General features: G+C 74.2%; 4 protein-coding genes. 2 read left to right on the top strand and 2 right to left on the bottom strand.

The window, feature by feature from the left end:
* Nucleotides 1-341: 341 nt before the first annotated feature.
* Entirely contained in the window at nucleotides 342-1,619 is a 1,278-nt protein-coding gene (locus ACFWFR_RS14225; protein WP_377623382.1) for a winged helix DNA-binding domain-containing protein, read from the top strand.
* On the opposite strand, the gene ACFWFR_RS14220 is transcribed toward ACFWFR_RS14225, so the two are convergent.
* Entirely contained in the window at nucleotides 1,576-2,565 is a 990-nt protein-coding gene (locus tag ACFWFR_RS14220; protein ID WP_191800088.1) for a stage II sporulation protein M, read from the bottom strand. The genes ACFWFR_RS14225 and ACFWFR_RS14220 overlap by 44 nt on opposite strands.
* Nucleotides 2,566-2,687: 122 nt before the next feature.
* Here ACFWFR_RS14220 and ACFWFR_RS14215 point away from each other — a divergent pair, with 122 nt between their 5' ends.
* Nucleotides 2,688-3,509 carry an RDD family protein gene (locus ACFWFR_RS14215; protein ID WP_377623381.1) on the top strand — a complete coding sequence of 274 codons (822 nt, stop codon included), beginning with the start codon at nucleotides 2,688-2,690 and terminating at the stop codon, nucleotides 3,507-3,509.
* Here the strand turns inward: ACFWFR_RS14215 and ACFWFR_RS14210 are convergent.
* Nucleotides 3,421-4,893 (bottom strand): acyltransferase, encoded by a 1,473-nt coding sequence (locus ACFWFR_RS14210; RefSeq protein WP_377623380.1) that lies wholly within the window; start codon nucleotides 4,891-4,893, stop codon nucleotides 3,421-3,423. The two genes, ACFWFR_RS14215 and ACFWFR_RS14210, sit on opposite strands and share 89 nt — an antisense overlap.
* Nucleotides 4,894-5,148 lie beyond the last annotated feature (255 nt).

Below are 5,148 nucleotides of genomic sequence, written 5' to 3'. Positions count from 1 at the left end.
GTCCTCGTCGGGACCGGCGAGACCCCGCCGTCACAGCACCGTCACACGACCCGTCGCACCGCTCCCAGGGCGCCGTCTAGGCTGGTACCTGTCCCGCCCCACCACCCGAGGAGCAGCATCGTGCGCCGACCGGCCACCTCGCGCGACCGTGAAGCACGCAACCGCCGCGTCGCGATCATCGTGATCTTCGCGCTGTCCGCAACGTTCGTCATCCCCGCGCTCGGCTTCCTGATCTTCTGACGCCGGCGCGAGCAGCGCCGCTGCCGGGAGAGGGCCGGGCGTCGCCCCGGCACGCGAGCCGAGACCTCCCGTCCGTCGGCCCCTCGCGGCAGGATGGCCCCATGACCGCCGCCGGCCGCCACGGGCCCACGCTCAGCCTCGACGACCTCAACCGCGCGCTGCTCGCGCGCCAGCACCTGCTGGCCCCGCGCCCTTCCTCGGCGCCGGGGGCGCAGGCCGGTCCCCGCACGCCGACCCTCGCCGAGGTCGACCATCTCGTGGGGCTCCAGTCGCAGGTCCCCACGACCCCGTACCCCGGGTTGTGGTCGCGCCTCGACGGGTTCCGCACCGACGACCTCGCGGACCGGTTCCTCGACCGCTCGGTCACGCGCATCGCGGTCATGCGCGGCACGGTCCACCTCGTCACGGCCGACGACGCCCTCGAGCTGCCGGGCGTGCTGCGCCCGCTGCTCGAGTCGGGTGTGCGTGTGGGCAGCGTCCACGCCAAGGCGCTGGTCGGCACCGACCTCGACGACGTCGCGGCGGCCGCGCAGGACCTCCTGGCCGAGGGGCCGCTCACCTCGACCGACCTGGGCAGGCTCCTCGGGGAGCGCTGGCCCGACGTCCACCCCCAGCACCTGGCCTACACGGCCCGTTGCTACCTCCCGCTCGTCCAGGTCACGCCGCGCGGGGTGTGGGGAGCGAGCGGCTCCGGCACGACGACGACCTGGACCACGGCCGACGCCTGGACCGGACGACCGAGCCGAACGCTGCGAGACCCCGACGAACGCTTCGAGGCCCTCGTGCGCCTCGTGCGGCGCTACCTCGCCGCGTTCGGCCCCGCCACCGTCATGGACGCCCAGCGGTGGTCCGGGCTGACGGGCCTGCGCGACGTCGTCGGGCACCTGCGACCCGAGCTCTCGACCTTCACCGGGCCCGAGGGCAAGGAGTACCTCGACCTGCCCGGTGCGCCGCGCCCCGGCGCGGACGCCCCCGCCCCCCTCGCGCTCGTCGCGGAGTTCGACAACCTGGTGCTGGGCCATGCCGACCGCACGCGCGTCGTGGACGACGTGCGGCGCAGGGCGATCACGACCGTCAACGGTCAGGTGCCCGGGACGGTCCTCGTGGACGGCTATGTCGCCGCGACGTGGAAGGTCCGACGGTCCGGTCCCCGGCCGGCCACGACGCCCGACGCGGCCGTGTACCTCGACGTCACCCCGCTCGGCCACGTCTTCACGCCCACCCAGCGCGCCGCCCTCGAGGAGCGCGGCGACGAGCTGCTGCGGTTCGTGGCCCCCGAGGCGACCGAGCGCGTGGTGGCGGTAGGGCGTGGTGGCGGTAGGAGCGCAGTAGGCCTCAGGCCGCGACGGGTGCGACGTCCCCTGCATGGTCGGCCGTGAGGTCCCCCGTCTCGCCGGCCTGCACGGCGCGCCGACCGAGCACGATCGTGTAGACCCAGAACGCCGCGAGCGCGATCGCGCCGATGACGATCTTGAGCCACCACGCCATGCTCGACCCGGTCACGAACCCCTCGATGATCCCGGAGACCGCGAGGACCACCACGAGCCCGATCGCGATCGTGAAGAGCGCCCGCCCTTCCTCCGCGACGGCCCGCCCGCGGGTGCGCGGCCCCGGGTCGATCAGGGCCCAGAAGAGTCTCAGCCCGGCGGCTCCCGCGACGAAGATCGCCGTGAGCTCGAGCAGGCCGTGCGGGGCGATGAGCGTGAGGAACGTGTCGAGCTCGCCGTAGTACGCCATCATGCCGCCCGTCGACCCGACGCCGACCGCGTTGGCGAACATGATGTACGCCGGGAAGACCCCGGAGATCCCGAGCGCGATGCACAGCGCGGCGATCCGGGCGTTGTTGGTCCAGACCATCGACGCGAAGCCCGCACCGGGGTCGTAGTAGCTCGCGAAGGCCTCGTCGACGTACTGCTCGCGCTGCGCGGGCGTCCCCATCGAGGCGAGCGCGTCGGGGTTCGTGGCGACCCACCACCCCGAGATCACGGCGACGCCCACGAACAGGACCATGATCGTCACGGTCCACCACCGGATCCGGTAGAGGGCTGCGGGCACCGAGACGGTCGCGAACCGCACGACGTCACGCCACGCGGGCTCGTGGGCCCCGGCGATGCGCGTACGGGCACGCCCGAGCAGGTCGGAGAGCCGCGTGATGAGCACCGGGTCCGGGGCAGCCGAACGGATCGTGGACAGGTGCGTCGCGACCGACTGGTAGAGGCGGACGAGCTCGTCGGCCTCGGCGCCGTCGAGCGAGCGCTTCTTGGTCAGCTCCTCGAGTCGCGACCACTCGGCGCTGTGCACGGCGTTGAAGGCATCCAGGTCCACGCGGCAACCTTGCCACACCTGGACCCTCCGGGACCGCCCTTGACCTACAGTGGGCCGGACCGCTTCGTGGCCGTCCGCGCGACGGGGCACGAGGTTCGACGAGGCACGAACGAGGAGCACGAGTGCGAGACGGCATCCTGACCGGCGAGGGAGTGGTCCTCGACGCACGACCGGCGTCGTTCGTGACGCGCGCCCTGGGGGCCGTGATCGACCTGACGGCGATCGGGATCGTGCTGTTCGCCCTGCTCTTCGCCACGGCCGGGTCGGCGCTCGACGCGGTGAGCCCAGAGTTCGCCCCGGCGCTCTGGGCCGTGATCCTGGTCCTCGTCATGGTGGGCATCCCCACCACGGTCGAGACGCTCTCGCGCGGCAGGTCGCTCGGCAAGCTGGCCCTGGGCATCCGGGTCGTGCGCGACGACGGCGGCCCGGTCCGCTTCCGGCACGCGTTCATCCGTGCGCTCGTGGGCGTGGGCGAGCTGTGGCTGACGTTCGGCTCGGTCGCCCTCATCGCGTCGCTGTCGAACGACAAGGGCAAGCGCGTGGGCGACATGCTCGCGGGGACGTACGCGATCCGCGTGCGCGGCGGGAGACCGACGTACGCCGCGATCTCCATGCCGCCCTACCTGGCGGCCTGGGCGGTGCACACCGACATGCGCAAGCTCCCGGACGGCCTGGCCCTCGCGGTGCGTCAGTTCCTGGGCCGCGCGGCCACGCTCAACCCGGCCTCGCGCGTGCGGATCGGGCAGGACCTCGCGGGCCGCATCGAGCGCTACGTGGCCCCCGGCCCGCCGCCCGGCACGCCCCCCGAGGACTTCCTGTGCGCGGTGCTCGCCGAGCGGCGCAACCGGGACTGGGTCACGGCCCAGCGGGGGCAGCAGCTCGCGCACGAGCAGGGCGAGATGCTGCACCGGCTGCCGTACTCGGTGCCCGACCCTCGGAGCTGACCGCCGCGTAGCCGGCACGCCCGCCGGGCTCGGCCGACCTGGCCGCCGCGGAATCAGCCGTCCGGACCGCTGGGGCCTCGAAGCGGCCGAAGACCGCCGCGAGCGCCCCCAGGACGAGCGCCGCGGCTCCGAACCACAGGGGACGGCTGGCCCACCAGTCGGCGCTCCACGCCTCGGGCAGCGCCGAGCCCAGCCCGAGCAGCACCACACCGATCACGACGAACATCGCGGTCAGGTGCCACAGGTACAGCGTCATGGAGCGCGCTGCGACCCACGTCACGAGCGTCGCGCCTCGTCCGCCCGCCCAGCGCACGACGACGGCGCGCACCGCGAGCGCCACGCTCACCTGGAGCACCGCGTGGGTCACGGCGAGGGCCGTGGGCGGGCCGAGGTTGGAGATCGCGTCGCCGGGCATCCCGATGAGGCTCAGAGGGTAGGGGCCCGCGGTGACGAGGCCCGCCATCGCGGCGAGCGACGCCGCGGCCGTGAGCCACAGGGCACGACGCGAGGGCAGCGCGTCGCGGCGCACGAGGTCGACGTACGCGATCCCCAGGACGTAGGGCACGGCCCAGCCGAGCAGGACGTTGACGACCGCGACCTGGTCCACGCCGGCACCGAAGCGCAGCGCGTCCACGAGCAGCGGTGCGGCCACGACGAGCGCGACCAGACGCCCCCCCCACGCCCGGTAGGCGCGCAGCAGGGCCGGCGTGACGGCGAGCAGCAGCAGGTAGACCCCGAGGAACCACAGGAGCTGGGGCGCGATGCGTGCGACCTGCTGCACCGCCCCCTCCGGGACCCCCAGCGCAGGCAGCACGAGGACCGCGACGGTCCACGTACCGACGAAGGCCGCGACGGGCCTCCAGATGCGCGGCAGCCGGCGGCGGACCACGTCCCACCCGGCCGCGACGACGCCCTGGCGACGGGCGGTCGGGACCGGAGCTGCGCCGTCGGCCCCTGCGCCCGTGCCGCGCCACAGCTGGTACGCCGCCGACGCGCCCGCCGCGAAGAACAGCAGCGGCAGGACCTGCAGGACCCACGTGAGGGTCCATGCACCGCCGTGCGACAGCGCGTTGCCGATGCCGAGCCGTTCGCCGTCCCACGTGGCCTCGGGCATGAGCCAGTGGACGCTGAGGACCGCGAGGGTCGCGAGGGCGCGCACGGCGTCGACGAACACGTCGCGCCTGGCGGCGTCGCCGGGCGGCACGGAAGCCCGACGGCGGAGCGTCGGGTCGAGCGGTCCGGTCGCGAGCGTCTTGCCCGACACCTGGGCGGGGAGGCGGCCGACGCTGCGGCGAGGGACGCCGTCCGCCGTGCGGTCGGGACGTGCAGCGGGCGGGGCGGGCGGCCGGGACGGCCGTGCGGAAGGGGCGTCGACGACGGCCACGGGATGCTCCTCGAGACGGGGATCAGGTTCCCTGTCAGTCTTGAAGATCCCGGTTCGTCCCAGAATGGGAGCCGCCCCCGAGGCGGTGGCGGCGATCCGGCAAGTCCTGCGGGGGATGTCCCCCGGACCCGTCCCGCAGGCACCGCCACCACACGCTCAGTCCCGCAGGCACCGCCACCACACGCTCAGTCCCGCAGGCACCGCCACCACACGCTCAGTCCCGCAGGCACCGCCACCACACGCTCAGTCCCGCAG

It is taken from the genome of Oerskovia sp. NPDC060287 (assembly GCF_042726775.1).
Classification (GTDB): Bacteria; Actinomycetota; Actinomycetes; order Actinomycetales; family Cellulomonadaceae; genus Oerskovia; species Oerskovia merdavium.
Note: the sequence above shows the minus strand (reverse complement) of the source record. Positions and strands in the feature narration are given on the sequence as shown.